3 protein-coding genes and 1 pseudogene are annotated in these 2,460 nt (G+C 71.9%); all 4 read left to right on the top strand.

Annotated elements, in window-relative coordinates; genetic code table 11:
* Nucleotides 1-670: pseudogene (locus E1298_RS49105) on the top strand (DNA polymerase III subunit gamma and tau); the annotation flags it as partial.
* A 132-nt stretch (nt 671-802) separates the two neighbouring features.
* Nucleotides 803-1,204, top strand: a complete 402-nt coding sequence (locus tag E1298_RS46200; protein WP_131903696.1) for a YbaB/EbfC family nucleoid-associated protein — start codon at nt 803-805, stop codon at nt 1,202-1,204.
* Between the two features lie 46 nt (nt 1,205-1,250).
* Nucleotides 1,251-1,850: a recombination mediator RecR gene (recR, locus tag E1298_RS46195; protein WP_131903695.1), complete on the top strand. Its 600-nt coding sequence runs from the start codon at nt 1,251-1,253 to the stop codon at nt 1,848-1,850.
* The gene (locus E1298_RS46190; protein ID WP_131903694.1) at nt 1,843-2,391 is read left to right on the top strand and encodes a DUF5063 domain-containing protein; all 549 of its coding nucleotides are present in this window, start codon (nt 1,843-1,845) and stop codon (nt 2,389-2,391) included. The genes recR and E1298_RS46190 overlap by 8 nt, the downstream gene beginning before the upstream one ends.
* Nucleotides 2,392-2,460: the final 69 nt, after the last annotated feature.

The following is a 2,460-nucleotide window of genomic DNA, read 5'->3' as shown; positions in this document are numbered from 1 at the left end:
GTCCCCGGCCGCCCCCCAGGCCGACGCGCCCTCCAGCGACGGGACGGACGTCGCGGCGGTGCAGCGGCGCTGGCCGGACATCGTCGAGGCCGTCAAGCAGAAGAGCCGCGCCACCTGGATGGTGATCATGTCCGGGGTGCGGCCGGTCTCGCTCGACGGCAAGGTCCTGACCCTGTCGTTCGACGCCGAGGGGTCCCGCCTGGGCTTCGTCAACGGCAACCGCGACGCGGTCCTCCGCGACGTCCTCAAGGAGCGGATGCAGGTCGACTGGCGGATCGAGACCGTGGTCGGCGACGCGCCCCCTCCGGGCGGACGGCCGGGTGGAGGCCCCGCGGGCAGGTCCGCGGCACCGAGGTCCGCGCCCTCGGGCGGATTCGGCAGCGCCGCCAGAGCGCCGCAGCCCCCGGCGCAGCCCGCGCCGGCGCCCGTCCAGCCGAGCGGGCCCGCGCGCCAGACGCCGACCCCGCGGCAGTCCGCCGACCCGGGGCCGCTGCCGCCGCCTCCGGACGAGCCCCCGCCGCCGCCGGAGCCCGGCCCGGTGGACGAGAGCGACGAGGTCGACCCGGAAGGGGACGCCGACGCCGACGGCAGCGAAGCGGAGATGGACGGGATGGCGCTCATCCAGCGGGAGCTGGGCGGCCAGGTCATCAGAGAGATCGACAACTCCTGAACGGAGTCGGCGCACCGGCTACCGGACGTACCGCAACCCGGACGGAACCCGTAGTCTCGTGAGGACGGACGTCCGGTGATCGGCGGTCGCCGGACAGAAGGCCCTGCCAGGGGCCGGAATAAGGAGTGCACCGTGGAACCCGGTGGTTTGAACATCCAGGAACTGCTCCAGCAGGCCCAGGCCATGCAGGAGCAGCTCTTCACCGCGCAGCGCGAGCTGGCGGAGGCCGAGGTGAAGGGCACCGCCGGCGGCGGGCTCGTCACCGCGACGGTCAACGGTGCGGGTGAGGTCACCGGTTTGTCGATCGACCCGAAGGCCGTCGACCCCGACGATCCGGCGGACACGGCGGAGACCATCGCCGACCTCGTGCTGGCCGCGATCCGCGACGCCTCCCGTGAGGCGCAGGAACTGCAGCAGGAGAAGATGGGGCCGTTCGCCGAAGGCCTCGGCGGCATGCCCGGTCTCGGCGGCGGCCAGCTGCCCGGCGGTTTTCCCGGCCTTGGCGGCGGCGCGCCCGGAGGCCCCGGAGCCTGATCCCGGACGCGGAACACCGTTACGACCAGTTGAGAGGAAGGGTCCGTTGTACGAAGGGGTGGTTCAGAACCTCATCGACGAGCTGGGCCGGCTGCCCGGCGTCGGGCCCAAGAGCGCGCAGCGGATCGCCTTCCACCTTCTCGCCGCCGATCCCGCCGACGTCGAGCGCCTGGGCAAGGCGCTCAAAGAGGTCAAGGACAAGGTCCGCTTCTGCAAGACCTGCGGGAACGTCGCGGAGGAAGAGGAATGCCGGATCTGCCGTGACGTGCGCCGCGACCCGCAGGTGATCTGCGTGGTGGAGGAGTCCAAGGACGTCGTCGCGATCGAGAAGACCCGGGAGTTCCGCGGCCGCTACCACGTGCTGGGCGGCGCGATCAGCCCGATCGAGGGCGTCGGCCCGGAGGACCTGCGCATCCGCGAGCTGATGCAGCGGCTGGCGGACGGCGCGGTGACCGAGCTGATCCTCGCGACCGACCCGAACCTGGAGGGCGAGGCGACCGCCACGTATCTCGCCCGGCTGGTGAAACCCATGGGCCTCACGGTCACCCGACTGGCCAGCGGCCTGCCGGTGGGTGGCGACCTCGAATACGCCGACGAGGTGACTTTGGGCCGCGCATTCGAAGGACGGAGGCTGCTCGATGTCTGACACCAACAGCCCGCAGGACTGGAACGCCCTCGCCGAGCGCGTGGCGCGCCACGTCGAGAACTACCTCAACGGCCTGGAGGCCGTCGCGCGCGGTGACGGCGGGACCCATACCGTCCCGCTGCTCCTGCTGGAGGTGTCGCAGGTCATCCTGGCCGGCGCGCAGCTCGGCGCCAGCGCCGACGTGATCCTGCCGGACAACTGGGAGCCGGAGGTCGGCGACGACCCCGACCTGGACACGGTCCGCCAGGGCCTCGCCGAACGGCTGGTCGGCCTCGACGAGTACGTCGAGGTCTTCGACCCGTACAAGGACACCGAGCCCACGTCCTACCGCCTGTCGGACGACCTGGTCGACGTCGCCAGCGACCTCGTCCACGGCCTGCGCCACTACCAGCAGGAACGTCCGCTGGAAGCCCTCTGGTGGTGGCAGTACTCCTACTTCAACCACTGGGGCAACCACGCCGGCGCCGCCCTCCGCGCCCTGCACGCCGTCGTCGCGAACGCCCGCCTCGACGTAGCCCAGGAAGCCGCCGCCGTCCAATAACCAGAACCCGCCGCGGAGCGCCTCCCACACCACTTGCTGTGGAGGTGTTCGGGGGTTAGGGGGTGGTGG

Source organism: Actinomadura rubrisoli (genome assembly GCF_004349215.1).
Classification (GTDB): domain Bacteria; phylum Actinomycetota; class Actinomycetes; order Streptosporangiales; family Streptosporangiaceae; genus Spirillospora; species Spirillospora rubrisoli.
This window is presented reverse-complemented; position numbering and strand designations above follow the sequence as displayed.